The following is a 25,660-nucleotide window of genomic DNA, read 5'->3' as shown; positions in this document are numbered from 1 at the left end:
ATCGAGGGGCAACTGCCGTGCGCATTACGGGAATCAGCACGCATGTGGTCGGTACGCCGTGGCGGAATCTCACCTACGTCCAGGTCCACACCGACGAGGGGCTGACCGGCGTCGGCGAGACGCGCATGCTCGGCCACACCGACGCGCTCATCGGCTACCTCCGCGAGGCGGAGGCCAACCACATCAAGGGCTCCGACCCGTTCGCGGTGGAGGATCTCGTGCGCCGGATGAAGTACGGCGACTACGGCCGGGCCGGCGAGATCGTGATGTCGGGCATCGCCGTCATCGAGATGGCCTGCTGGGACATCAAGGGCAAGGCGCTCGGCGTCCCCGTCTGGCAGCTCCTCGGCGGCAAGGTCACCGACCGGGTCAAGGCGTACGCCAACGGCTGGTACACCACCGAGCGCACCCCGGAGGCGTACCACAAGGCCGCGCGGGGGGTCATGGAGCGCGGCTACCGCGCCCTGAAGATCGACCCGTTCGGCACCGGCCACTACGAGCTGGACCACGAACAGAGCCTGTACGCCGTCTCGTTGATCGAGGCGGCGCGGGACGCGATCGGACCCGACGCGGAACTGATGCTGGAGATGCACGGCCGGTTCTCGCCCGCCACCGCGATCCGGCTCGCGCGCGAGCTCGCCCCGTTCCGGCCGGCCTGGCTGGAGGAGCCCGTGCCGCCGGAGAACCTCAAGGCCCTGGCGAAGGTGGCGGCCAAGGTGGAGATGCCGGTGGCGACCGGCGAGCGCATCCACGACCGGATCGAGTTCCGCGAACTGTTCGAGAACCAGGCGGCCGACATCCTGCAGCCCGACGTCGGCCACATCGGCGGCATCTGGGAGACCCGCAAACTGGCGGCCACCGCCGAGACGCACTACATGCTGGTGGCCCCGCACAACGTGGGCGGCCCGGTGCTGACCGCCGCCTCGCTCCAAGTCGGCTTCACCGCACCGAACTTCAAGATCCTCGAGCACTTCAACGACTTCGCGGACGCGGACATCAAGAAGGTGGTGAAGGGCGCGCCCCGGGTGGATCCGGAGACGGGCTGCTTCCACCTGTCGCACGAGCCGGGTCTCGGTGTCGAGCTCGACACCGACGCGGCGGCCGAATTCCCGCAGCAGCAGGCCCGGTTCGACCTCTGGGCCGAGGGCTGGGAGAAGCGGGCGCCGGGCGGGGCGCAGGGGTGAGCGGCAGCCGCTCGATCGTCGTCGACCGGCCGGGCGGGCACCGGCTCGTCACCGGTGACGTCCCCGTGCCGGGCTTCGGCGAGGTCCTCGTCCGGGTCGCCGCCGCCGGGATCTGCATGAGCGACCGCGAGGTGTACGACGGACACCGCGACGCCGCCTACGTCCGCTACCCGGTGGTTCCCGGCCACGAGTGGTCCGGGACCGTGCTGGCCGTGGGCGAGGGCGTCGATCCCGCCCTCGTCGGGCGCGCGACCGTCGCCGAGGGGTTCCGGGCGTGCGGGGTGTGCGAGCGCTGCCGGTGCGGCGAGACGAGCCTGTGCACCGGTGGCTATGCCGAGACCGGGTTCACCGAGCCGGGCGCCTTCGCCGACCATCTCACCGTGCCCGCACGGCTGTTGCATCCGCTGGGCGACGACGCGGACCTGCGCGCCGCCGCGCTGCTCGAACCGGCCGCCGTGATCGCGGCGGCCGTACGGGCGGGCCGGCCGCGGCCCGGTGAGCGTGTCGCGGTGGTCGGCGCCGGGACGCTCGGGCTGCTCGCCGTGCAGTTGCTCGCCGCGTCCAACCCCGCCGAGCTGACCGTCGTCGACCCGCGCGCGGCCCGCGGCGAGCAGGCGCTGAAGTTCGGGGCGTCCCATGCCGTCTCGCCCGAGGAGGCCCGGTCCGCCGAGGGTGCCTTCGATCTCGTGGTGGAGACCGCGGGGGCGCCCACCACCGCCGCCTCGTCCTGTCTGCTGGCCCGCAGGGGCGGCCGGGTGGTGCTCACGGGCATGTTCGCGCCGGGAGCCGTCGGCATCGACCCGGTCCATCTGTCCCTCAGCCAGCTGGAGGTGCGCTCCGTCTTCGGGGCGCCGTCCTCGGCCTGGTCGGAGGCGGTGCGGGCGTTCGGGCTCGGACTGCTCGATCCCGCCCCGCTGATCACGCACGAGTTCGATCTCGAGCGGTTCGGGGAGGCGATCACCCTCGTCGGCGGGGGCGACCCGAAGACCGGGAAGGTGCTCCTGCGGCCCTGAACCCTCCGGCCGCGAACCCGCCGACACCCACCGGCCGCGCCGAATGAATCGAACCGCGCCCCCCCTTCTGCCGAACGAGTCGAACCTCGTTCGATATACCGAACATTGGAGTCACGTGACCGGCCCCTCCCTCCCCCGCCGCCCCGGCGTCGACGCCCTCGCCCGCATCGGACACGCGGTGCCCGCCCCCGACCCGGCGACCGCCTCCCCGCACGCCTTCCCCGACGGCGGCACCTGGCGCACCGAGATCCCCTCCGTCGAGGGCCCCGAGGCGCTCGCCGTCGTCCTCAAGGAGAGCGCGCGCCTCGACGTCCCCGTCCACCGCATCAGCCAGGGCAGCGGCGTCTGGATGCTCACCGACGTCGAGATCACCGAGATGGTCGAGGCGTGCGCCGAACGCGACATCGAACTCTGCCTGTTCACCGGCCCGCGCGGCACCTGGGACACCGGCGCCTCCACCCGTACCGACTCCGGCGGCGCGGGGCTGCGCGCCCGGGGCCACGCCGCGCTCGCGGGCTGCGTCGAGGACGCCGTGCGCGCCACCGGTCTCGGCGTGCGCTGTCTGCTCGTCGCGGACGAGGGCGTCCTGTGGACGCTGCACCGGCTCCGGGTGGCCGGCGTCCTGCCCGCCGACACCACCTTCAAGCTGTCCGCACTCACCGGCCCGGTCAACCCCGCCTCGTACGCCGTGTACGAGCGTCTCGGCGCCGACTCCCTCAACGTGCCCTCCGACCTGACCCCGGACCACCTCACCGAGATCCGCCGGGTGAGCCGGGCGCCCATGGACATGTACGTCGAGGCCCCCGACGACCTCGGCGGCTACGTCCGGATGTACGAGGTCGCCGAGCTGATCAGGCGCGGCGCCCCCCTGTACGTCAAGTTCGGCCTCTCCAAGTCCGCCGGCATCTACCCGTACGGCGCCCATCTGCGCGAGCACGCCCTGGCCACCGCCCGCGAGCGGGTCAGGCGCGGCCGGCTCGCCCTCGACCTGCTCGCCCGGCACGGCGCGGACGGCGGCATGTCGCCGCTGGGCTCGCACCACGCCGGTGAGCTGTGCCGTTTCCCCGTCCCGGAAGGGGACTGACCATGCGCACGAGACCGCGTACCCGCACGCTCGGCGTGGCCCTGACGGCCGCGCTGCTCACCGTCTCGCTCGCCGCCTGCGGCCAGGAGGCCAAGGGCGGCAGCCGCTACAAGGCGGAGACCGGCAAGGGCGGCACGATCGGCCTCGCCATGCCGACCAAGGCGTCCGAACGCTGGATAGCCGACGGCAAGAACATGGCGGAGCAGTTCGAGAAGGCCGGTTACGAGACCGATCTCCAGTACGGCGACGACAAGGTGGAGAACCAGGTCGCCCAGTTGGAGAACATGATCACCAAGGGGCACCGGCTGCTCGTCGTCGCCGCCATCGACGGCTCGGCCCTCACCGACGTCCTGAAGCGCGCGCATGAGGCGGGGATCCCCGTGATCTCGTACGACCGCCTCATCCTCGGCACCCAGAACGTCGACTACTACGCGTCCTTCGACAACGAGCGCGTCGGCGAGCTGCAGGGCAGTTACATCGTCGACAAGCTCAAGCTCGGCAAGCCGGAGGCGGGCTCGGGCGAGAAGCACACCATCGAGTTCTTCGCGGGCTCGCCGGACGACAACAACACCAAGTACTTCTGGAACGGCGCCATGAAGGTGCTCCGCCCGTATCTGAAGACCGGGCAGCTCGTCGTCCGCAGCAAGCAGACGCGGATGAACCAGGCCACCACGTTGCGCTGGGACGGCGGCACCGCGCAGAAGCGCATGGACGACCTGATCAGCAAGAGCTACGGCGAGCAGCGCGTCGACGCGGTCCTCTCGCCGTACGACGGGATCTCCATCGGCATCATCTCCGCGCTGAAGAGCGCCGGATACGGCGGCAAGAGCCAGCCGCTGCCCGTCATCACCGGCCAGGACGCCGAGCTCGCCTCCGTGAAGTCGATCATGCGGGGCGAGCAGACGCAGACCGTCTTCAAGGACACCCGCAAACTGGCCGCGCAGACGGTGCAGATGGGCGACGCGGTGCTGACCGGCAAGAAGGTGCGGGTCAACAACACCAAGGACTACAACAACGGCAAGAAGACCGTGCCGTCCTACCTCCTCAAGCCCGTCAGCATCGACAGGAAGAACACGCGGCTCCTCGTCGACGAGGGGTACTTCACGGCGGGACAGCTCTCATGAGCGGGGCCGCGCGGGAGAGCCGGCCGCTTCTGGAGATGCGCGGGATCACGAAGACGTTCCCGGGCGTCAAGGCGCTCTCCGACGTGAACCTGACGGTGCGGGCGGGCGAGATCCACGCGATCTGCGGCGAGAACGGCGCGGGCAAGTCGACGCTGATGAAGGTCCTCAGCGGGGTGCACGAGCACGGCAGTTACGACGGCGAGATCCTCTTCGAGGGCGAACCGATCGCCTTCAAGGACATCCGTGCCGGCGAGCGGCACGGCATCGTGATCATCCATCAGGAGCTGGCCCTCGTCCCGTACCTGTCGATCGCCGAGAACATCTTCCTCGGCAACGAACGGACCACGCGCGGCTTCATCGACTGGAACGACACCCTGCGCCGGGCGGGCGCCCTGCTGAAGCGGGTCGGCCTGCACGAGAAGCCGCAGACACCGGTCTTCGACATCGGCGTGGGCAAGCAGCAGCTGGTGGAGATCGCCAAGGCGCTGTCGAAGGAGGTGAAGCTGCTCATCCTCGACGAGCCGACGGCCGCGCTCAACGACGAGGACAGCGGCAAGCTCCTCGACCTGATCGTGGAGCTGCGCGAGCAGGGCGTGGCGAGCATCATCATCTCGCACAAGCTCAACGAGATCCGGCGGATCACCGACGCGGTGACGATCCTCCGCGACGGGCGGACCATCGAGACGCTGCCCGTACGCCGCTCCGCGGACGGCGACGCGGAGCTGTCGGAGGACCGGATCATCCGGGGCATGGTCGGCCGCGACCTGGACCACCGCTTCCCCGACCGCACGCCGTACGAGGGCGTGGACGCCGGTGAGCTCGCCCTGTCGGTGGAGGGCTGGACGGTGCGCCACCCGGTCGACCACCAGCGCACCGTCGTCGACGACGTCTCGCTGACCGTGCGGCGCGGGGAGATCGTCGGCATCGCGGGGCTGATGGGCGCGGGCCGCACCGAACTCGCCATGTCCGTCTTCGGCCGCTCGTACGGGCAGTACGTCGCGGGCACCGTGGCCGTGAACGGCCGTCCGGTGGTCACGAAGACGGTCCCGGCGGCGGTCGGCGCGGGCATCGCCTACGTCACCGAGGACCGCAAGCGCTACGGCCTGAACCTCATCGACGACATCAACCGCAACGTCTCGCTGGCCTCCCTGACCGGTATGCGGCGGCGCGGCATCGGCGGCCTCGGGGGCTTCGGCGGCTTCGTCGACGAACACCACGAGCGCCAGGTCTCCGAGCGCTACCGGAAGTCGATGAACATCAAGACGCCGACGGTCTTCGAGCAGGTGGGCCGCCTCTCCGGCGGCAATCAGCAGAAGGTCGTCCTGAGCAAGTGGATCCACGCCGACCCCGAGGTGCTGATCCTCGACGAGCCGACGCGCGGCATCGACGTGGGCGCCAAGTACGAGATCTACACCGTCATCGACAAGCTCGCGGCGCAGGGCAAGGCGGTCCTGTTCATCTCCTCCGAACTGCCGGAGCTGCTCGGGATGTGCGACCGGATCTACACGATGGCCGAGGGCCGCCTGACCGGTGAGGTCAGCCGCGCGGAGGCCACCCAGGAAGTCCTGATGCGCCACATGACCAAGACCAGAAGCAGCAGGAGCTGAGGCCGCCATGACCACCACGACCACTCCGCCACGGGACTCGTCCGCCGCGCCGCCGCCCGCCGCCCCGTCGGCCGGGGCGCTGCTCGTGCGGAGCATGCGCTCCAACATGCGCCAGTACGGCATGCTCGTCGCCCTGGCCTTCATCGTCGTGCTCTTCCAGATCTGGACGGACGGCACGCTGCTGCTGCCGAACAACGTCTCCAACCTGATCCAGCAGAACGGCTACATCCTCATCCTCGCCATCGGCATGATGATCGTCATCATCGCCGGTCACATCGACCTCTCCGTCGGCTCCCTGGTGGCCTTCGTCGGCGCCATGTCGGCGGTGATGATGGTCAAGCACGACATGCCGTGGGTGCTCGCCCTCGTCCTCTCGCTGCTGATCGGGGCGGTCGCGGGCGCCTGGCAGGGCTTCTTCATCGCGTATCTCGGCATCCCGTCGTTCATCGTGACGCTCGCCGGCATGCTGCTCTTCCGCGGTCTGACGCAGATCGTCCTGGAGGGCCAGTCGCTCGCGCCCTTCCCCGAGGGGTTCCAGAACATCGCCAAGGGCTTCATCCCGGAGATGGGCCCGTACACCCAGTACCACAACCCCACGCTCGTCCTCGGTCTCGTCACCGTCGCCTTCCTCCTCTTCCGCGAGTGGCGGGACCGCAAGCGGCAGGCGGCGTTCGACCTGGAGGTGCTTCCGGCCGGTCTGTGGGCGGCGAAGTGCGTGGCGATGACGGCGGCGGTGGTCGCCTTCACCCTGACGCTGGCGAGCTTCCACGGCGTGCCGGTCGTCATGCTCATCATGTGCGGGCTGCTGATCACCCTCGGCTACGTGATGCGCAACGCCGTCGTCGGCCGGCACGTGTACGCGCTCGGCGGCAACAAGGCCGCCGCGATGCTCTCGGGCGTCAAGGACAAGCGGGTCACCTTCCTCGTCTTCGTCAACATGGGTGTCCTCGCGGCGCTCGCGGGCTGTGTGTACGCGGCCCGGCTCAACGCGGGCACCCCCCAGGCGGGCCTCAACTTCGAACTGGAGGCCATCGCCGCCTCCTTCATCGGCGGCGCGTCGATGAGCGGCGGCGTCGGCACGGTGATGGGCGCGGTGATCGGCGGCCTGGTCCTCGGCGTCCTCAACAACGGCATGTCGCTGGTGGGCATCGGCACGGACTACCAGCAGGTCATCAAGGGGCTCGTGCTGCTCGCCGCGGTCGGCTTCGACGTCTGGAACAAGCGCAAGGTCGGCCGCTAGTCCCCCGTCCCCCCTCTCTGATGGAGCTGAACTCTGATGGAGCTGAACCTCTGATGGAACCGCAGATGGCAACGAGCAGACGCACCGTCCTGGCCGCGGCCGCCGCCACGGGGATCTCCGCGGCCGCCGCCGGCACCGCGCACGCGTCGGCGGGGCGCCGCCCCACGAAGGAGCTGTTCGGCAGGCTCGCCGACGGCACGAAGGTGTACCGCTGGTCGCTGGCGAACGGCGGCACGAGGATGAAGGTCCTCTCCTACGGCGGCATCGTCCAGTCCCTCGAACTCCCCGACCGGCACGGCCGGTACGCGAACGTCTCCCTCGGGTACGACACGATCGAGGCGTACGCCGCGGGCACCACGTTCTTCGGCGCGCTCATCGGCCGCTACGGCAACCGCATCGCCCGCGGCCGCTTCACCCTGGACGGCACCACGTATCAACTCTCGGTCAACGACGGGGAGAACAGCCTGCACGGCGGGGCGAAGGGCTTCAACACGCGGGTGTGGGACGTGGAGCCGTTCGCGGACTCCACGGGTGTCGGCCTCGTCCTGCGCCATGTGAGCGTCGACGGTGACATGGGTTATCCGGGGACGCTGCGGGTGAAGGTCACCTACACGCTCACCGCGCCCGGCGACTGGCGGATCGACTATGAGGCCACGACCGACAGGGCGACGGTCGTGAACCTCACCAACCACACGTACTACAACCTCGCGGGCGAGGGCAGCGGCGGCATCTACGACCACGAACTCACCCTGGACGCGGGCCGGTTCACGCCGACCGACAAGGGCCTCATCCCGACGGGCGAGCTGGCGCGGGTGGCGGGCACGCCCTTCGACTTCCGGCGCGCCAAGAGGATCGGCGAGGACATCCGCACCGCCCACCCGCAGCTGGTGACCGCCAAGGGCTACGACCACAACTGGGTCCTCGACAAGGGGATCACCCGGCGCCCCGAGCCCTTCGCGACGCTCCGCGATCCCGGGTCGGGGCGCACGATGCGGATCGCGACGACGGAGCCCGGCGTGCAGTTCTACTCGGGCAACTTCCTCGACGGCACGCTCACCGGCCCCTCCGGGCGCACCTACCGCCAGGGCGACGGTCTGTGCCTGGAGACCCAGCACTTCCCCGACTCGCCGAACCGGCCGTCGTTCCCCTCGACGGTGCTGCGGCCCGGTGAGCGGTACCGGTCGAGCACGGTGCACGCCTTCTCGGGCCGCTGAGCCGGCCCCGCCCGCGGCGCCCGGAGTGCGACGGCACTCCGGGCGCCGATCGCTATGCGGGGCCGTCCGCCACGGGGACGCCGAAGTCCGGTGTGCCGTCCGGCCGCCAGCCGAAGGGCTGGACGCGGGTGTGCCGGTTGGGGTCGTCCAGCGGGTCGCCGACGATGTCCTTGTACGGGCGGGCGTGGTAGACGAGGACGTCGGTGCGGCCGTCCTCGGCGACGGTGAACGAGTTGTGGCCGGGGCCGTACTGCCCGGTGGTGTCGTTGCTGGTGAAGACGGGCAGGGGTGACTTCGTCCAGGAGCCGGGGTCGAGGAGGTCGCTGTCCGCGGCGGCGGTGAGCAGTCCCATGCAGTAGTGGGCGTCGGTGGCGCTCGCGGAGTAGGTCATGAAGACGCGCCCGCCGCGCCGGAGGAACGAGGGGCCCTCGTTGACCTTGAAGCCGATGTGCTCCCAGTCGTACTCCGGTGTCGTGAGGCGTATTTGAGGTCCCGTCAGGGTCCAGGGGTTCGCCATCCGGGAGAGGAAGACGGCGCTGTTGTGGTCCTCGGCGGGGTCCTTCTGCGCCCAGGCGAGGTAGCGGGTGCCGCGGTGGGTGAAGGTGGTCGCGTCGAGGGAGAAGGTGTCCCAGGCGGTGGTGATCCGGCCCTTCTCCGTCCAGCTGCCCTTGAAGGGGTCGCGGTGGGAGTTCTCAAGGACCCACATGCGGATCTTCCACACGTCGTGCGAGGGGGCCGCGGCGAAGTACAGGTACCACTTGCCGTCGATGTGGTGCAGTTCCGGCGCCCAGATGTGCGCGGCCATTTCGCCGTCGGTGTGCCGCCGCCAGACCACGGCCTCCGTCGCGGTGGTGAGGCCGCGCAGGGTGCGGGAACGGCGCAGGATGATGCGGTCGTACTCGGGTGCGGTGGCCGTGAAGTAGTAGCGGCCGTCGGTGTGGCGGTGGATGTGCGGGTCCGCGCGGGTGCGGACGAGGGGGTTGACGAGGGGCGCCCTTCCGGCGGCGCCGTGCGGGGTGCCGGCGCGGGCGGTGCCCGGCGCCAGGGCCAGCGCCCCGGCGGCGCCGACGGCTGCCGTGCCCTTCAACAGCGCTCTGCGGCCGGGGAGTTCACTGCTCGTACTCATGGGGAGTTCTGCCTTTCCGAAAGGGGCGGCAGCGCGGGAGCCACCGCGCGAGACGTTCGAGATACCGGACAGGATCTGTCATGTCGAACGCCGAAACGGTAAGGGCACGACAGAGGCAGGTCAACGGGTCCTCAGGCCGGCCTCGATCACGCAGAAGGGGCTGCCCGCGCCCACCGGCGTCACGGACAGGACGGTCAGCCCTGCCCGGCCGCACAGCTCCTCGAACTCGGCCCTGGTGCGCTCCCTGCCGCCCACGTTCACCATCATGTTGAGGTCGCTGAGGTAGCTGGCGCCCACCTGCTCCGGGTCCCCGGCCTCGGGCAGCACGCACTCCACGATCAGCACCCGCCCGCCGGGCGGCAGCGCCGCGCGGCAGTGGCCGAGGATGACGGCGCACCGCTCGTCCGGCCAGTCGTGGATGATGCTCTTCAGGAGGTAGAGGTCGCCTCCCTCGGGCACCGACCGGAAGAAGTCCCCGGTCACCGTCGAGCACCGGCCCGAGAGCCCGTGCCGCGCCAGCGTCTGCGGGGCCTGCGCCAGACCTTCCTCCGTGTCGTACACGATGCCCGTCAGCCCGGGGTGGGCGCGGGCCACCGCCGCCAGCAGCGTTCCGTCGCCGCCGCCGACGTCGACGAGCGTGCGGTATCCGCCGAAGTCGAAGGCCTCCGGCAGCGCCTCGGCGATGGCCTTGGTGCCCTGGCTCATGGCCGCGTTGAACTGGGCGGACTGCTCCGGGTCCGTCTTGAGGTAGGAGAAGAAGTCCTTGCCGAAGGCCGCGTCGAAGGTGGGCTTGCCGGTCCGCACGGCGACGTCCAGGTCCTCCCAGGCCCGCAGCATGAGCGGCTCGGTGAAGAGCCCCACCAGGGCCGCCACCGAGTCGGGGTGGTCCGGGTGGAGCAGGGCGCCGGCGGACGTCACCGCGAAGGTGCCGGGCGCGCTCTCCCGGACCATGCCGAGGCTCGCGAGGGCGCGCAGCAGCCGTGTCATGCCCTGGGCCCGGGCTCCCGCCTCCGCGGCGACCTCCTCGGCGGGGCGTTCGCCGTCGCCGAGGAGTTCGGCCACCCGCAGCCGCTGGGCGGCGCGCAGGGTCTGTGCCGCCATGCTGCCGAAGACGAGCTGGATCATCCGCATCCGGTCCTCGGCCTCCGCCGCCGCGTTCCGGGCTTCACCGTTGGTCACAGCCGTTCCCCTTCCGATCCGGACGGAGCGCGGCACCGCCACCCGACGGGCCGCGCAAGTTAGGTAAGCCTAACTCGCGCTCCCCGAGCGGGGATTGATCTCAGCCGGTCCTGATGCGCAGGAACGTCACCGAGTTCCCCGGGAAGGTGTACGAGAAGCGGTCGTCGACCCCCTCGAAGGTCGACGTCCTGGGTGCGACGGGATGCGCGTCCCCGGTGTTCTCGGCCGCCGGGTCGGCGGTCAGCGTGGTCACGCGCGCCGTGGCCGCGGGCTTCGCTCCGGCGCCGAGGTCCAGCCGCGTACGGGCCGCTGCCGCCTGGGCGTTGACGACCTTGACGATCAGTTCGCCGGTGGCCTTGTCGCGGGTGACGACCTGGCGGAAGGGCTCGGCGGGCCTGTCGTCGGTGAAGGAGCCCCACTTGGCGCCGTCGAGGTAGAGCGTCACCTGCCGGCCGCGCACCTCGACGCGCAGGTCGTATGCACGGCCCGCCTCGATCCTCGTGCCGTCCTCGATCATCGTCTGCTTGCCGCCGTCGGTCGTCTTCTCCACGGCCGACCGGGTGTTGTTCCAGCCGCCGAGGTTCCACCAGTAGAGGTTGCCCGTGTCCTTGACCCCGAAGGCGACCATGAAGCCTTCCTTGCCCGCCTTCTTGGTGGCCCTGACCTTCAGGTCGTAGTTCTGCCACCCCTGGTCGCCCGCGGTGACGAGGGTGTTCTCGGCGCTCTCGTCGGACTGGACGTACGCACCGTCGCGGACGGCCCAACTGCCCCTGCCCGCGGCCCTCGTCCAGCGGTCGTCACCGGCCGAGAATTCGTCGTCGAGGAGGGTGCGGCCGTCGGCGGACGTGACCTTCACGTCGTCGTAGGCGGCGCTGGTCGCCCAGGTGGAGAGGCCGACGGCGCCGGTGATCGGGCCGGACGCGGCCGGGGTGCCGGAGGCGGTGGACGGCACGACCTCGTCGCCGACGTTGCGCATGAAGAGCTTCTGCGTCTCGTAGTTGGCCGAGCCCCAGGAGCGGTGGTTGTCGAACCAGATCATGTTCGGCTTCCACTGCACGTAGTCCTCATTGGCGAGCAGCGGCGCGTACGAGGCCAGCTTGACGACGTCGGCGTTGCGCTCCAGGCCCGTCATGTACGCGGCCTCGGAGAGGGCGTTGGCGAACCTGTTCCCCTGTGAGGCGTACTCGCCGAGGAAGACCTTCGGGCCCTTGCGGTCGTAGGAGTCGTAGCGGTCGTTGTTCTCCAGGAACCACCGGGGGCTGTTGTAGTAGTGCTCGTCGACCATGGAGACGTCCGCGTCGCGGTTGAGCCGCCACGCCCTGTCGAAGATGGAACCGCTGTCGTCGGGGCCGGAGTTGGAGATGACCGTGATCTCCGGATGCCGGGCCTCGATGGCGGCCCGGAACTCCTTGAAGCGGGCGAAGAACTCCTCGGGGAGGTTCTCCTCGTTGCCGACCTCCAGGTGGGTGAGGTGGAACGGTTCGGGGTGTCCCATCGCCGCCCGCTTGCGACCCCACTCCGAGCTCACGGGGCCGTTGGCGAACTCGATGAGGTCGAGGGTGTCCTGGATGTGCCGCCGGAGCAGGGCCGGGTCGTCGGTGGCCTTGTTCTGTCCGCAGCCGGTGACCAGGGCGGGCACGACGGGCAGCGGCATGGCTCCGATGTCCTCGGCGAACCGGAAGTACTCGTAGTAGCCGAGGCCGTAACTCTGGTTGTACCCCCAGAAGTTGGCGTTGGTGGCGCGCTGTTCGACGGGGCCGATGGTGTCCTTCCACTGGTAGGAACGCTTGCGCTGCCAGCCGGACTTCTCGTCGTACCCCTCGTGGCTGCCGGTGTTGACCAGGCAGCCGCCGGGGAAGCGGAGGAAGCCGGGCTTCAGGTCGGCGATCTTCTGGGCGAGGTCCTTGCGCAGGCCGTTCTTACGGCCCTTGTAGGTGTCGCGGGGGAAGAGGGAGATCATGTCGAGTGCGGCGGGGGCGCCGGCCGTGACGGCGAGCCGGCCGGTGGTGGAGGTACGGGTGGCGGCGAAGGTCGCCTCGTACCTGGCCCAGCCGCCGCGCGCGGTGACGCGGCGGGCCGTGGCCAGGCCACCTGCGCCGTCCCGGAGGGCGATGGTCAGGGGCGCCCGTGACGTGCCGTCGGCGCGGGCCCACACGGAGAAGTCGTACCGCTCGCCCTGCGTGACCGCGATGCCGGTGTTGTAACCGGAGTTGGTGACGGAGGCGCCGCCGCCCAGGGCGAGGTAGTGGCGGTTCCGGGCGTTCAGGCGGCCGCCGTCGTCACGGACCCGCGCCGCGCCCGAGGTCTCCCAGGAGGTCAGCGGCGTATAGGACGTGTTGTCGGCGGGGCCGTACTCGAAGGACCTGTTCTGCACGAGCTCCGCGTAGAGCCCGCCGTCGGCCGCGCGGTTGATGTCCTCGTAGAAGACGCCGTACATCGAGTCGTCGATCTTCGCGCCGGTACGGGCCGTGTCGACGTCGATCGTGTAGTCCACGACCGGCTCGTCCGATGCCGGCGGGTCCGCCGTCGCCCCGGGGCTCGCGGCGAGGGTTCCCGCGAGCAGGGAGCCCAGCGCCCCCAGGGTGAGCCCGAGCCGTCTCCGCCGCCCGCGCGCCATGTCCACCGTTCGCACCATGCGCACCATCCGCCTTCGTCTCGTTCGAAATATCAGACAGCGATCAGGATTACGAACGGCAACTTAGGCAGCACGCAGGACGGCGTCAACGCATCGCGCAGAAAAGGGCGTTGGGTTCGCAGGACCGAACGAGACTCGGGCCGGGAAGGGACTTTCGGGGAACTACCGGGCGGGGCCCATACTCCGGTCGAGGAAGTCGATCACGGTCCTGGCCAGGGCCACGCGGTGGTCGGACAGCGAGTGGTCGGTGGCGAAGACATGGTGTTCGAGGCGGGGCACCGGGTGGCCACGGTACGCGGCGACGACGGGGTCGTGGTGGATGCGGACCGGCGCCACGTGGTCCCGGCCGGCGCCCACCAGGAGCACGGGCCGGTCGGCGAGGTGCGGGGCCAGCCGGGTCAGCCGCCACGCGTCCCCGGCGGCCTGGGCCTCCGCCACCAGCGCCTCGCCGCTGGTGCCCCGCAGCGGGAGCAGCTCCTCGTCGAAGGCGCCCACGAACGCCTCCCGGGCCGCCGGGTCCTTCCGGCACCTGGCCCCGACCGCACCGAGGTCGAACCCCGCCAGAGAGGCGACGGCGCGGAGCCGCGGATCCGCGGCGGCGGTGAGCAGCGCCGCGAAACCGCCCATGCTGTGGCCGACGACCGCCATCCGTTCGGGGTCGAGCCGATGTTCGGCCGCGGTGCCGGGCTCGCGCAGCGCGGCGACGACGCGCGCGCTGTCCTCCAGGAGGTGGCGCCAGGCGTAGGTGCCGCCCACCCCCCAGGAACCGCGGTAGTGGAAGACCACCGCGGCGCGCCCCGAACGGCGCAGCGCCTGGGCGAGGTCGAAGTTGCGCTCGTTGCCCGGGAAGCCGTGCAGCAGCACCACCACCGGGTGCGGGCCGGGCCCCGGGGGCAGGTGGAGCAGCCCCAGGAGGGTTTCACCCGCGCTGCGTATGTGCAGCGGCGGCGTGGCGGCGGGCACCCCCGTCCCGGCGGCCGGGTCCGTCGCGAGGGGGTCGGGCAGCGACCCGCCCGCTCCAGGCGCCTCTCCGGTGTCGGACATGGTCCCCCCCGTTCCTGCCGGCCGCCGACGGCTCGGGGCGCCGCCCTCCCCCACTCCTTCCCTTCTCGGTGCGGATGCAGTGATACGGAGCCCAACCGGTGGGGCGACCCCTCATTTCAGTTACCTCACGTATTACCGGAATTGCGTAACGTGACGACCCCAGGGCCCGATGAACTGTCCGACGGAGCGGGTCACGGCCGGGGCCGGGCCCTCCGAGAGCGGGCGGACCGTGGGGAGTTGGGGACGATGACGACCGAGGCACTGGCCGGCCTGGCGGCAGCGGGCGGAGCGGCGCTGGTCGGGGCGATGGCCACGGACGCCTGGGAGACGGCACGCACCCGCTTCCTCGGGCTCTTCGGCCGCGAGCCGGGACTCACCGACGTGGCGGACCGGCTCCGGGCCGAGGCCGCCGTGGTGGAGCGCGCCGCCGACGGCGAGAGGGCGGACGTCCGCGCGGCCGTACTCCCCGGCTGGGAACGGCAGTTGCTGGCTCTGCTGCAGCAGCACCCCGACGCCGCAAGGGAGTTGCGGCAGGCGATCGAGCAGGTGCGCGCCGAACGGCACGGCCCCGAGTCGCCCGTACGAGAGCCAGAGGCGCGTATCGAGGTGCGCGCCGGAAGAGACTCCTACACCGCCGCACACGACATGACCGTCACGCACCACCACGGAGACCGCTCCTCGCCATGACCGCACCGCACCCGGAACAACCGGGCATCTGGATCGGATCCGACCGGGACACCTACGCCGCCGCCAACAACCTGCACGTGCACCACCACGGCGAGAACTTCGGCCCCGCGGGCCAGGTGTCCATCGCGCCCCGCCAGCTCGCCTATCCGGTCCGGGGCCGCCGGCGCGTCGTCGACGCCCTGCTCGCCGCACCGGGCGGCACCGTGCACGTGGTGTGCGGCACCGGCGGATCGGGCAAGACGACGGTCGCGCTGGCCGTCGCCGCGCAGGCCAGGGCCCGGGGCGCCGAGGTGTGGCAGCTGTCCGCCGTCGACGCCGCCACGTTCGACGCGCACCTGCGCGCGCTCGCCGTCCGCCTCGGAGTCGGCGTCGAGCGGCTCAGGCTCGCCTGGTCGGGCGCGTCCGGTGACGCCCCGGACCTGGTGTGGGAGGCACTGGAACAGCGCGTACGGCCCTGGCTGCTGATCGTCGACAACGCCGACGACCTGGGCATCCTGGCGGCCCCCGACGGCCATGTGGAGGACGGCAACGGCTGGATCCGCCGCCCGCCGCCACCGGGCCGGCTGCTGATCACCAGCCGCAATCAGAACCACGAGGCGTGGGGGCCCTGCGCGACCCTCCACCCGCTCGGCGCCCTCTCCCGCAGAGCGGCGACCGACCTGCTCCTCGACCGCGCGCCCGCCGCCGGCCCCGGCGCGCAGGCCGCCGCGCTCTCCGACCGGCTCGGCCACCTGCCCCTCCTGCTCCACCACGCCGGCCTCTACCTCTCCCGCGCCGACCGCAACCCCTCGTGGCCGGGCGCGCCGCGCTGTCCCCGGACGTTCGACGCCTACCACGTCGCGCTCGGCGACCGGCTCCACGAACTGCTCGACAGCCCGACCGGCCGGCCGTCGCACCTGCCGCGCCAACGGGCCACCGCGACCTGGGAGGTCACGCTCGACCTGCTGGCCCGGCGGCAGCTGGGCCACACCAGGCCGCTGCTGCGGCTCCTCGCGCACTTCGGGGACGCCCCCATTCCGTACACGGAGGTGCTGCCCTGCCCGGCCCTGCACGGTTCCCCGCTCTTCCGGCTCCGGCCCGGCGCCGACCTCCAGCAGGCCATCAACGCGCTCGCCGACTACGCCCTGGTCACCACTCAGGCCCCCGAGGGCGACCCCGACCCCCGGGCCCTGTACACGGTGAGCCTGCACCCGATGGTCGCCGAGGTGACCCGGCAGCTCGACGAGGTCCGGCGCAGCCGCGGCGACTACCTCGCGCTGGTCGCCCGGGGCCTGCACGACGGCGCCGGCCGGCACGACCCGCGCGACCCCGCCGACTGGCCGTTCTGGAACCTCGCGACCGCCCACCTGCACCATCTGCTCGACCAGTTGGGGAGTGGGCCCGGGCCGGCCCCGGACGCGGAGTCCGTGACCTCCGTGGCCCTGTCCTGCATCGAGTACGCGCGGGATGCCGGCCTGTACGACCTCGCCGCCGCCACCGCGGAACGCGCCGGTGCGGTCTGCGCCGCGCTGCCCGACGACGGCAGGACCGCCCTGAGACTGCGCCGCGAACGCGCACAACTCACCTGTCTGGCCGGTGACTTCGCCGGGGCCGAGACGGAGTACCGAGCCCTGCTCGGCCTCCAGCGCAGGACGCTGCCCGGCACCGACCCGCAACTCCTGTGGACCCAGCACCTGCTGGCCCACGTGCTCAACCTCCGCGGGGACCTGGACGGGGCGGAGGCCGAGTACCGTGCGGTCCTCGATGCCCGCCGACGCGTCCTCGGCGCCGACCACATCGACACCCTGTGGGCCCGGCACAACCTGGCCTGGATCGCCGGGCAGCGGGGCGACCTCGCGGCGGCGGAGACGGAGTACCGGTCCGTACTCGCCGACCGCGCCCGGTCGTTGGGCCGCGACCACCCGCACACCCTGTACACCCGGCACGCGCTGGCCTGGGTGCTCGGCCAGCGGGGCGACCTGGCGGCGGCGGAGGCCGAGTACCGGGCCGTACTCGCGGACCGCTCCCGGCTGCTGGGGCCGGACCACCCGCACACCCTGCACACCCGGCACGCCCTCGCCTGGGCGCTCGGCCGGCGCGGTGCTTTCGCCGCCGCCGAAGCCGAGTACCGCGCGACGCTGGAGGGCCAGACCCGGCTGCTCGGCGAGCACCACCCCACCACGGTGAGCACGGCGCGCGCACTGGGCGAGCTGCTGCGCCGCCTCGAGAGCCCGTCGGCCGCTGAAACAGCCGAGCAGGCGGACGAGGACGCGTACTGGCGTGGTTCCAGCGGCGGGGGCAGTTAGGCCCTGCCCTTGGCGCGTCAGTCCTCGGGGTACCAGCGCAGCTCCACCGTGTTGCCGTCGGGGTCCCGCACGTAGAGGGAGATGGCGGTGCCGCGGGCGCCGAACCGCTCACCGGGGCCGCCCACCACCGTGAAGACGCCGGAGTCGATGACCTCCTGCCAGTCGAGCGGCTCGACGACCAGGCAGATGTGGTCGACGTTCGAGCCCCTGGGCTGTCCCTCGGGCCCGTTGACGAGGTCGATGATGGTGGTGGGGCTCACCCGCACGGACGGGAAAGGGACCTCGCCGGCCCGCCACTCCTCCACGCGCACCGGTTCAAGGCCCAGCGGCCCGGTGTAGAAGGCCAGCGAACGCTCGATGTCGGTGACGTTGAGGACGAGGTGGTCGAAGGCGATCACGCGCATGGGGGGTCTCCGAGGGTCGGGCGCCGGGGCCGGCGCCGGGGGTGCGTACGGGGACGGCGGCCGCCGTTTTCCGCCGTCTTCCGCCGTGGGCTTCAGCATCACCCACCGGGCATCCATCGGTCCAACACATGCTTGTCATCCGATCCATCGCGTTCCACGATGGATCGGATGGAACTCCAGCAGATGCGCTACGTCCTCGCGGTGGCGGAGACGATGAGCTTCACGCGCGCCGCCGAGCGGTGTCACGTGGTGCAGTCCGCGCTCAGCCACCAGGTGGCCCGGCTCGAAAAGGAGCTGGGCGCCCGGCTGTTCGAGCGGACCAGCCGCCGGGTGCGGCTGACGCCGGCCGGGGAGGCGTTCCTGCCCGCGGCCCGTCAGGCCGTGGAGGCGGCCGAGCGGGCGCGGGCCGAGGTGGCCGCGGCCACCGGGGAGATCCGCGGGAGGCTGGCCGTCGGCACGATCCCCACGGTGGCCGCCCTCGACCTGCCCGCACTGCTGCGGGACTACCGCGTGCGCCATCCGCAGGTGCGGATCAGCCTGCGGAGCGCCCCCAGCGAGCGGCTCGCCGAGCAGGTGCGGGACGGCGCCCTGGACGCGGCGTTCCTCGGCGTCCAGCCCTGGTTCCACCCGCAGGGCGTCCGGGAGCTCGAACTCGCCCAGGGGCGGCACGTCGCCGTGGTCGCCCCGGACCATCCGCTGGCCGCCAGGACCGAGGTGGACCTCCGCCTGCTCGCCGCCGAGGTGTTCGTGGACTTCACCGAAGGCACCGCCGCCCGCGCCCAGTCGGACGAGGCGTTCGCCGCCGCGGGCCTGCCGCGCGAGGTCGCCTTCGAGGTGTCCGGCGTCGAACTGATGGCGCGGCTCGTCCGCCACGGCCTGGGCGTCGCCCTGCTCCCCGCCGCGTTCGCCGCCGAACTGCGCGACCTGCGGAGCGTGCCGGTCACCGACGGACCGGTGCGGGTGGAGCGGCTGGTGTGGAGCCGGTTCGCGCCCTCCCCCGCGGCCGCCGCCTTCCTCGCCCTGCTGGGCGTCGGCACGCCGCCCGACGGCCCGGTCGATCCCTGAGCAGGGGCGGGACCGGCAGGACGCTCGCTGTCCTGCGGGCGGTCGCGTCCGCGCTCGCCGGGCGGTACGGATCCTCGGTCGGCGTCAGTCGGCGCGACCCAGCACCAGCCACCTCGACGGCAGTTCGATGCGGGCACCCTCGGCGGTGAACTCTGTGGTCAGCAGCGGCAGTTCCCCCTCGGCTACCGCCCTCAGACCGGCCGCCCCGATGTGCTCGCCCACCGCGGTGTCGACGACCTCGGCGGGGGTGAGGCCGTGCGCGAAGACCGGGGCCAGCTTCGGCGGCGGCCCCGTCGGACCCTGAGCCAGGCCCTGCAGGACGGCACGCGCCGCCTCCGAGAGTTCGACGACGAAGGCGCGGCCCCGGTCGCCGAGGAGCGTGGCGATGTTGTCGAGCAGCGGCTGCCGGTCGGCGGGCTCGCACTGGTGGAGGACGCCGCGCATGTAGACGTTCACGTCACCCAACTCCGCGTGCAGTTGCTCCGCCTCGCTCTTCTCGGCCACGTCGAGCTGCCGGAAGTCGGCCTGGCCGGCCGGGTCGGCGCGCCGGGCGTGGTCGAGGGCCGCCGCGGACAGGTCGATGCCGAGGACGCGCGGGAAGCGGTCGGCGAGGAAGCGCGTCTGGGTGCCGTTGCCGCAGCCGACGTCGACGAGCGGCAGGCCCACCGCGGTCAAGTGCGGCTCGAAGAGCGCGAGATGGACGCCGGCGGTGAGGGCGGGTTCGGCGTCCCAGAAGACGGCTCCGGGATCCTCGGGCGCCTCCTGCCAGAACCCCTCCCACGCCTCCCTGTACCGACTCGTGACGCTCATGTCCGTGCTCCCCAGGGTCCGACGAGAGCCGCCGAAGCCGGCGACAAGATCGGTTTACCGCGCCAGGGGCGCACGGACAAGGCACCCGCGCATTTCCTTCACCGTCATTCGACACGCGTCCGCCGGGTGCGCCCCGCATCCGCCGTGCCCGCCGGAGCGTGCGCCCACGCGACGCCATCTACCGCCGGGGCAGGGCCAGTTCGAACCAGACCGTCTTGCCGCGCCGCGTCCGGCTGGTGCCCCACTCCTTCGCCAGGGCGCTGACGACGCGCAGACCGCGGCCGAACTCGTCGCCGGGGCCCGCGCTGAGCAGCGTCGGCAGCGTCTGGTCGTCGTCCTCGACCTCGCAGACCAGCGCCCCGGCGCGGACCAGGCGCAGGTCGATCCTGGTGCTGCGGGAGTGGCGCACGACATTGGTGACGAGCTCGCTGACGAGCAGTTCGGCGGTGTCGCTCAGGGAGTCGAGGGACCAGGCGCGCAGCTGGGCGCGGACCAGGTCGCGGGCCCGGCTCACCTCGCTGGGGTCGACGGCGAGCCGGCGGTGTGCGACGTGCTCCTGCGGGATGCCGTTGAGCCGGGCCATCAGGAGCGCCACGTCGTCCTTGCGGCCGCCCCGGGTGTTGAGGGCGCGGATGATCGTGTCGCAGGCGGCGTCCATGGAGGCGGCGGGGTGTGCGGCGGACTCGGTGAGCGTGGCCAGGCCGACGCCGATGTCCTCGCCGCGGACCTCGACGAGGCCGTCGGTGCACATGAGGAGCCGGTCGCCGGGTGCCACCCGGACCACCACCGACTCGAAGGGCACGCCGCCGACGCCGATGGGCGCCCCCGTGGGCAGGTCGAGGAGTTCGCTGCGGCCGTCCTCGGCGCGGACGAGGACCGGTGGGATGTGGCCCGCGTTGGCGAGGTGCAGCTCGCCCGCGATCGGGTCGTAGACCGCGTACAGGCAGGTCGCCAGGTAGTGCTCGCCGAGGCGCTGCGCGAGGTCGTCGAGGTTGCGCAGGAGCTGTTCGGGCGGCAGGTCGAGGGCGGCCATGGTCTGTACGGCCGTACGCAACTGGCCCATCATCGCCGCGGAGTTGAGGCCGTGGCCCATGACGTCGCCGACGACGAGCGCGGTCCGGGAGCCGGGCAGCTTGACGGAGTCGAACCAGTCGCCGCCGACCCGGCCGAGCAGCGTGCCGGGCAGATAGCGGGTGGCGATGTCGCAGCCGGACATCCGGGGCTGGATCTGCGGCAGCATGCTGTCCTGGAGAGTGTCGGCGACGCTCTCCTGGTAGGTGTACATGCGGGCGTTGTCGAGCACGAGGCCCGCGCGGGCGGCGAGTTCGGCGCCGGTGACGCGGTCCATGTCGTTGAAGACGGGCCGCTCCTGGTGGCGGAGCAGGATCATGAAGCCGAGCACCACATTGCGCGCCTTCAGGGGCACGACGAGCATCGAACGGTGGTTGATCAGCGGCCGGATGTCGCGCTTCTCGAACTGGGAGGCGATGGCGTTGCCCATCTCCTCGGTGATGCGCGGCACGAGCACCGGGTCTCCCGAGGTCATGCACTGGAAGAACGGCGTGTGCGCGGGGAACGGCATGGACTCCCCCACGGGCACCACGTCGTCCCAGCGCCCCGGCTCGTCGGTGTGCTCCAGCGCGACCCGGTGCCACATGGTGGTCTCGTCCGGCACGCCCTCGGGGAAGCCCTCACCGGCGACGACCTGTTCGCGCAGATAGGTGCCCGCGACGTCCGTGAAGCGCGGCACGACCGCCTTGCTGACCTCGACGATCGTCCGCGACAGGTCGAGCGAGGAGCCGATGCGCCCGCTCACCTCGTTGAGGAATTCCAGGCGCTCGCGCACCGCGGCGTACTCGAGGTCCTCGCCCTCGTCGTCCACCGCCTCCGGAGCCACCGGGGCGCCGTGGGCGATCGCCTCCGCGGCGCGCTGCCTGCGCTCCTTGCGCTCGGCCCGCCGGGCGACACCCCAGTCCGGTGTGACGGGGACCCGGTCGTGCCGGCTGAACTCCAGGACGGGATAGCCCAGTTCGAGGATCTGGGAGACGATGCGGGCGCTTTCGTCCACGCTCATGCTGGGCAGGATCTCGGGGAGCCTCGCCGCGAGTTCGTCCGCGCCGGGGAAGTCGGTGTGCAGGGCGAAGCCCGGCGCGATCCGCTCCACCTGCTCCTCGCCCTCGCCCCGGTCGCCCCGCGGCCCCTCGGACGCGGCCAGCCGGGCGGCGTCGGCGGCGAGCACGAGGAGCCGCTCGGGTCCTGGGCCGACCAGCGGATACGCCCACCACAGCACGTCGACCCGGTCGCGGCCTCCGCCGTCGCCCGGGCCGGCCAGCCGCGCACGCCCCGCGGCCGGATAGGAGATGCGCCCGTCCAGGGAGGTCTCCAGGTCGGGTCCGAGCCCGTCGTACGCCTCGTAGGTCTCGCGGTCCTCCTGGATCGCGCCGTGCACGGGGAGCAGATCGCCCACCGGGCGGCCGACCGCCTCCTCCTTGCCGACGCCGAAGAGGCGGCGCGCCCCGACGCTCCAGTGCGAGACGAGGCCCGCTCCGTCGACGACGACCACGGCCAGGGGAATGCGTCCGGACGCGGCACTCTGCGTCACCGGCTCCTCTGGAGTGCCTCGGTCCATGGCTCATGCTCCTTCCCGTGGCGGCGCAAGATCTGGGTCGCCACCAACCACCGTACGACCGGCGCGGGTTGCCGTGCGGGGCAATGGGGGAATTGCCCCGCACGCCGGGCCACCGGCGCACGCCCCCCGGGAGGTCGGGGCTCAGTCCTCGTGGCCGAGTTGGAGGTCCCGCTCGGTGCGTCCGCCGCCGGCGACCTGGAGGACGGTGGCGACCGGCGGGTAGCCCGCCGCGATGACGGTGTACTCGCCGGACGACAGGTCGACGAAGCGGAAGGTGCCGTCCGCTCCGGTGGTCAGGGTGTCCACGACGTTGCCCGCCGCGTCGAGCAGCGTCACGCGCGCGTCCTCCACGGTCCGCCCGCCGCCGGCCCGTACGGTGCCGCGCAGCACGGCGCCGCCCGCGAGCTCCACGTCCTGGCGGGTCTCGCGCGAGGCCTGCACGGTGACGGGGAGCGCGGCGGGGCGGAAGGCGGGGGCGCTCGCCGCGAGCGTGTACTCGCCGGCCACCAGCTCCGTGATGACGTAACCGCCCTCGCGTCCGCTGCGGGTGGTGGCGACGACCTCGCCGCGGACGTCGGTGAGGGTGACGGCGGCGTCCCTGACGGGCGAGCCGTCGGCGGTCACCACGGTCCCCGCGAGGCGTCCGGCGCCGCCGAGGACCACGTCGAGTTCGACGGGCCGTTCGCCGACGGTGACGGTGACGGCCTGCGGCTGGTGCCCGCCGGCCGCCGCGATCAGCACAAAGGAGCCGGTCCCCGGCGTGGAGAGCGCGTACCGCCCGTCCTCGCCGCTCGCGCCGCGCCCGATCTGCTGTCCGGCCACGTCGATGAGGGTGAGGGCGGCGCGGGGCACCACGGTGCCGTCGGGGTGCTGCACGGTGCCGCAGACCGGGACCCCGGCGGCGTACGGCGCCGTGCGGGCCTGGGGGACGCCGACGGGGTCCGCGTCGGGCTCGGTGGCGGTTGCGTTGTGGGAGGCGGCGCTGGACAACAGGGGGGTCTCCTTGAGGAAGAAGGCGAGCAGCATGCCGAGGGCGAGCACCGGCACCAGGTAGAGGAAGATCCGTGGCATCGCGTCGGCGTAGGCCTGGATGTAGCCCTCGCGCAGCGGCGCGGGCAGCGTGTGGACGAGCTGCGGGGTGATGGATTCCGCGTCGGGCAGGGCCGCGCCCGCGGGGAGCCGCTCGTGCAGCGCGTCGGCGAGGCGGTCGGCGAAGAGCGTGCCGAAGATCGCGGCTCCGACGCTGCCGCCGATCTGCCGGAAGTAGTTGTTGGCGCTGGTGGCGGTGCCCAGGTCGGCCGGGCGCACGGCGTTCTGCACGGCGAGCACCAGGACCGGCATGACCATGCCGATGCCCGCGCCGAGCACCGCCATCCAGATGCTGTACTGCAGCCGGGAGGTGTCGGCCTCCAGCCGCGACAGGAGCCACATGCCGACGGTGGAGAGGGCGCCGCCGAGGACCGGGTAGATCTTGTAGCGCCCGGTGTGGCTGATGAGCTGGCCGGAGACGATCGAGGCGCCGACGATGCCGCCCATCATGGGCAGCATCAGGAGGCCGGACTCCGTGGCGCTGGCCCCGCCGACCATCTGCAGGAACGTCGGCAGGTAACTGGCGGCCCCGAAGAGGGCGATGCCGATCACCATGCCCACCAGCGAGGTGACGTTGAAGACCGGGTCGCGGAAGAGACGCAACGGAATGATCGGTTCTGCCGCGAACCTCTCGGCGACGAGGAAGAGCACGCTCGCCACGACGGCGCCCGCGCCGAGGCCGAGGATCACGCGGTCGCCCCACTCGTACTCCGTCCCGCCCCAGCTGGTGAGCAGCACGAGGCAGGTGGAGGCGGCGGCGAGCAGGAGGGCGCCGAGGACGTCGATCCGTGCCTTGACGGTACGCCGGGGCAGCTTCAGGACGAGGGTGACGACGAGGAGGGTGACGAGCCCGAAGGGCACGTTGAAGTAGAAGCACCAGCGCCAGGAGACGTGGTCGGTGAAGAAGCCGCCGAGCAGCGGTCCCGCGACCGAGGCGAGGCCGAACGCGGCGCCGATCAGGCCCATGTAGCGGCCGCGCCGCCGGGGCGGCACGATGTCCGCGATGATCGCCTGGACGCCGATCATCAGGCCGCCCGCGCCGGCGCCCTGGAGCGCGCGGAAGGCGATCAGCTGGTCCATCGTCCGCGACCAGCCGGCGAGTGCCGAGCCGATGACGAAGACGACGATCGCGAACTGGAAGACGCCCTTGCGGCCGAAGAGATCGCCGAGCTTGCCGTAGATGGGCAGGCCGATGGTGGAGGTGAGCAGGTAGGCGGTGATCGCCCAGGACATCTTGTCGAGGCCGTGCAGCTCACCGACGATCTTCGGGAGCGCGGTGGCGACGATCATCTGCTCCAGGGCGGCGAGCAGCAGGGCGAGCATCAGCCCGACGAACACCATCCGCACCCGGCTCGGGCTGAGCCCGTGCCCCGCCGGATCGGGGGCGGGTGGCGGCGGTTGGCCCGGCCCCCGTTCGCCCTGCGCCGCGGGCGCCCCGGCCGCGTCACCACCTGCCGCGTCCCACGCGATCCGCTGATCCCGCTGCGACTGCTGTTCCCGCTGTTCCTGCTCGGCGACCTTCACCAGCGTCGTCCCGCCCACGTCTGCTCCCCTCGTCGCGCCTGCGCCGCCCATTTCTCGCATTACGCGACAACAGCGAGCAAGCGCGACGAGTCGCCCCGCCACGGGGCCTCGGGGGCGTAAGTGCCGGTGGGAGCCCTACGGCGTACAACGGGACCGAACAGAAAACCACTCGAAACGGTGAGCGTGAGAACAACCCGGATGGGTCGCGCGGGAGTTGGGGGCCGCGCGGGAGTCGGGCGGGCGGCCTACTTCTCGACCTCGGCGGCGAGCCTGGCGAGCACGGCGTCGTAGATCCGCGCGAGGCCCTTGGGCGCGAACGTCTTCTCGAAGAAGCCGCCGATGCCGCCCGCGCCGTTCCACACGGTGGTGACGAGCACGCGGGACCTGCCCTCGCCCGCCGGCGTCACCGTCCAGGTCGTGACCATGGAGGAGTTGCGGTCCTTCTCGACGAGTTCACCGTCGTTGGGCTCGCTGACCTCCAGGAGGCAGTCGCGGATGCGCTTGCTGGTGGCCTGGAGCTTCCAGTGGACGAGGGTGCCCTCGCCGTCGCCGCCCTCGCGCACCTCGTACTCGCTGAAGTGCTCGGAAAGGATCTTCTCCCGGGTGCCGTTGTAGTCGGCAAGGGCGTCGAAGACGTCGTCCGGCCCTGCCGTGATGATGCGCTCCGCGACTGCCTCGACCTGCGCCATTGCACTTCCTCCAGCATGTGTGTTTCTC

General features: G+C 71.9%; 19 protein-coding genes. 10 read left to right on the top strand and 9 right to left on the bottom strand.

The window, feature by feature from the left end:
- The first annotated feature begins 17 nt into the window (after nt 1–17).
- From ACZ7DY_RS00435 to ACZ7DY_RS00405, 7 genes are all read left to right on the top strand, one after another.
- Complete coding sequence (locus tag ACZ7DY_RS00435) at nt 18–1,184, top strand: mandelate racemase/muconate lactonizing enzyme family protein (protein ID WP_471128053.1); 1,167 nt, start codon at nt 18–20, stop codon at nt 1,182–1,184.
- Nucleotides 1,181–2,197 (top strand): zinc-dependent alcohol dehydrogenase, encoded by a 1,017-nt coding sequence (locus tag ACZ7DY_RS00430; protein WP_471128050.1) that lies wholly within the window; start codon nt 1,181–1,183, stop codon nt 2,195–2,197. The genes ACZ7DY_RS00435 and ACZ7DY_RS00430 overlap by 4 nt, the downstream gene beginning before the upstream one ends.
- Nucleotides 2,198–2,312: 115 nt before the next feature.
- Entirely contained in the window at nt 2,313–3,281 is a 969-nt protein-coding gene (locus ACZ7DY_RS00425; protein ID WP_471128047.1) for a hypothetical protein, read from the top strand.
- 2 nt (nt 3,282–3,283) lie between these two features.
- Nucleotides 3,284–4,405 (top strand): multiple monosaccharide ABC transporter substrate-binding protein, encoded by a 1,122-nt coding sequence (chvE, locus tag ACZ7DY_RS00420; protein ID WP_471128044.1) that lies wholly within the window; start codon nt 3,284–3,286, stop codon nt 4,403–4,405.
- Nucleotides 4,402–6,012 (top strand): multiple monosaccharide ABC transporter ATP-binding protein, encoded by a 1,611-nt coding sequence (gene mmsA, locus ACZ7DY_RS00415; RefSeq protein WP_471128041.1) that lies wholly within the window; start codon nt 4,402–4,404, stop codon nt 6,010–6,012. The genes chvE and mmsA overlap by 4 nt, the downstream gene beginning before the upstream one ends.
- 7 nt (nt 6,013–6,019) lie before the next feature.
- On the top strand, nt 6,020–7,252 hold the full coding sequence (gene mmsB / locus ACZ7DY_RS00410; protein WP_471128039.1) for a multiple monosaccharide ABC transporter permease: 1,233 nt from the start codon (nt 6,020–6,022) through the stop codon (nt 7,250–7,252).
- A gap of 65 nt (nt 7,253–7,317) precedes the next feature.
- Complete coding sequence (locus ACZ7DY_RS00405; RefSeq protein ID WP_471128037.1) at nt 7,318–8,466, top strand: aldose epimerase family protein; 1,149 nt, start codon at nt 7,318–7,320, stop codon at nt 8,464–8,466.
- A 52-nt stretch (nt 8,467–8,518) separates the two neighbouring features.
- Here the strand turns inward: ACZ7DY_RS00405 and ACZ7DY_RS00400 are convergent, their stop codons facing one another.
- From ACZ7DY_RS00400 to ACZ7DY_RS00385, 4 genes are all read right to left on the bottom strand, one after another.
- Nucleotides 8,519–9,592 carry a glycoside hydrolase family 43 protein gene (locus tag ACZ7DY_RS00400; RefSeq protein ID WP_471128035.1) on the bottom strand — a complete coding sequence of 358 codons (1,074 nt, stop codon included), beginning with the start codon at nt 9,590–9,592 and terminating at the stop codon, nt 8,519–8,521.
- Nucleotides 9,593–9,712: 120 nt separating this feature from the next.
- Entirely contained in the window at nt 9,713–10,723 is a 1,011-nt protein-coding gene (locus tag ACZ7DY_RS00395) for a methyltransferase (protein ID WP_471130135.1), read from the bottom strand.
- Nucleotides 10,724–10,871: 148 nt separating this feature from the next.
- On the bottom strand, nt 10,872–13,406 hold the full coding sequence (locus ACZ7DY_RS00390; protein WP_471128032.1) for an alpha-L-arabinofuranosidase C-terminal domain-containing protein: 2,535 nt from the start codon (nt 13,404–13,406) through the stop codon (nt 10,872–10,874).
- Between the two features lie 162 nt (nt 13,407–13,568).
- Entirely contained in the window at nt 13,569–14,450 is an 882-nt protein-coding gene (locus tag ACZ7DY_RS00385) for an alpha/beta hydrolase family protein (RefSeq protein WP_471128029.1), read from the bottom strand.
- A gap of 246 nt (nt 14,451–14,696) precedes the next feature.
- Between ACZ7DY_RS00385 and ACZ7DY_RS00380 the strand changes: the two genes are divergently transcribed.
- Nucleotides 14,697–15,137 carry a hypothetical protein gene (locus ACZ7DY_RS00380; protein WP_471128027.1) on the top strand — a complete coding sequence of 147 codons (441 nt, stop codon included), beginning with the start codon at nt 14,697–14,699 and terminating at the stop codon, nt 15,135–15,137.
- Nucleotides 15,134–17,422 carry a tetratricopeptide repeat protein gene (locus ACZ7DY_RS00375; protein WP_471128024.1) on the top strand — a complete coding sequence of 763 codons (2,289 nt, stop codon included), beginning with the start codon at nt 15,134–15,136 and terminating at the stop codon, nt 17,420–17,422. Before ACZ7DY_RS00380 ends, ACZ7DY_RS00375 begins: the two co-directional genes overlap by 4 nt.
- Before the next feature lie 17 nt (nt 17,423–17,439).
- Here the strand turns inward: ACZ7DY_RS00375 and ACZ7DY_RS00370 are convergent, their stop codons facing one another.
- Nucleotides 17,440–17,826, bottom strand: coding sequence for a VOC family protein (locus tag ACZ7DY_RS00370; protein ID WP_471128022.1), 387 nt, complete (start codon nt 17,824–17,826; stop codon nt 17,440–17,442).
- A 168-nt stretch (nt 17,827–17,994) separates the two neighbouring features.
- Between ACZ7DY_RS00370 and ACZ7DY_RS00365 the strand changes: the two genes are divergently transcribed.
- Nucleotides 17,995–18,891 (top strand): LysR family transcriptional regulator, encoded by an 897-nt coding sequence (locus ACZ7DY_RS00365; RefSeq protein ID WP_471128019.1) that lies wholly within the window; start codon nt 17,995–17,997, stop codon nt 18,889–18,891.
- 84 nt (nt 18,892–18,975) lie between these two features.
- On the opposite strand, the gene ACZ7DY_RS00360 is transcribed toward ACZ7DY_RS00365, so the two are convergent.
- The 4 genes from ACZ7DY_RS00360 to ACZ7DY_RS00345 all read right to left on the bottom strand — a co-directional run bounded on the left by ACZ7DY_RS00360 (nt 18,976) and on the right by ACZ7DY_RS00345 (nt 25,632).
- On the bottom strand, nt 18,976–19,701 hold the full coding sequence (locus ACZ7DY_RS00360; RefSeq protein WP_471128016.1) for a class I SAM-dependent methyltransferase: 726 nt from the start codon (nt 19,699–19,701) through the stop codon (nt 18,976–18,978).
- Nucleotides 19,702–19,879: 178 nt separating this feature from the next.
- On the bottom strand, nt 19,880–22,330 hold the full coding sequence (locus tag ACZ7DY_RS00355; RefSeq protein ID WP_471128013.1) for an ATP-binding SpoIIE family protein phosphatase: 2,451 nt from the start codon (nt 22,328–22,330) through the stop codon (nt 19,880–19,882).
- A 141-nt stretch (nt 22,331–22,471) separates the two neighbouring features.
- A complete protein-coding gene (locus tag ACZ7DY_RS00350) occupies nt 22,472–24,994 on the bottom strand; it encodes an MFS transporter (protein WP_471128011.1) in 2,523 nt (840 codons plus the stop codon).
- Nucleotides 24,995–25,188: 194 nt separating this feature from the next.
- Complete coding sequence (locus ACZ7DY_RS00345) at nt 25,189–25,632, bottom strand: SRPBCC family protein (protein WP_471128008.1); 444 nt, start codon at nt 25,630–25,632, stop codon at nt 25,189–25,191.
- Between the last annotated feature and the right edge of the window lie 28 nt (nt 25,633–25,660).

This window comes from Streptomyces sp. NPDC037013 (genome assembly GCF_055607265.1).
Note: the sequence above shows the minus strand (reverse complement) of the source record. Positions and strands in the feature narration are given on the sequence as shown.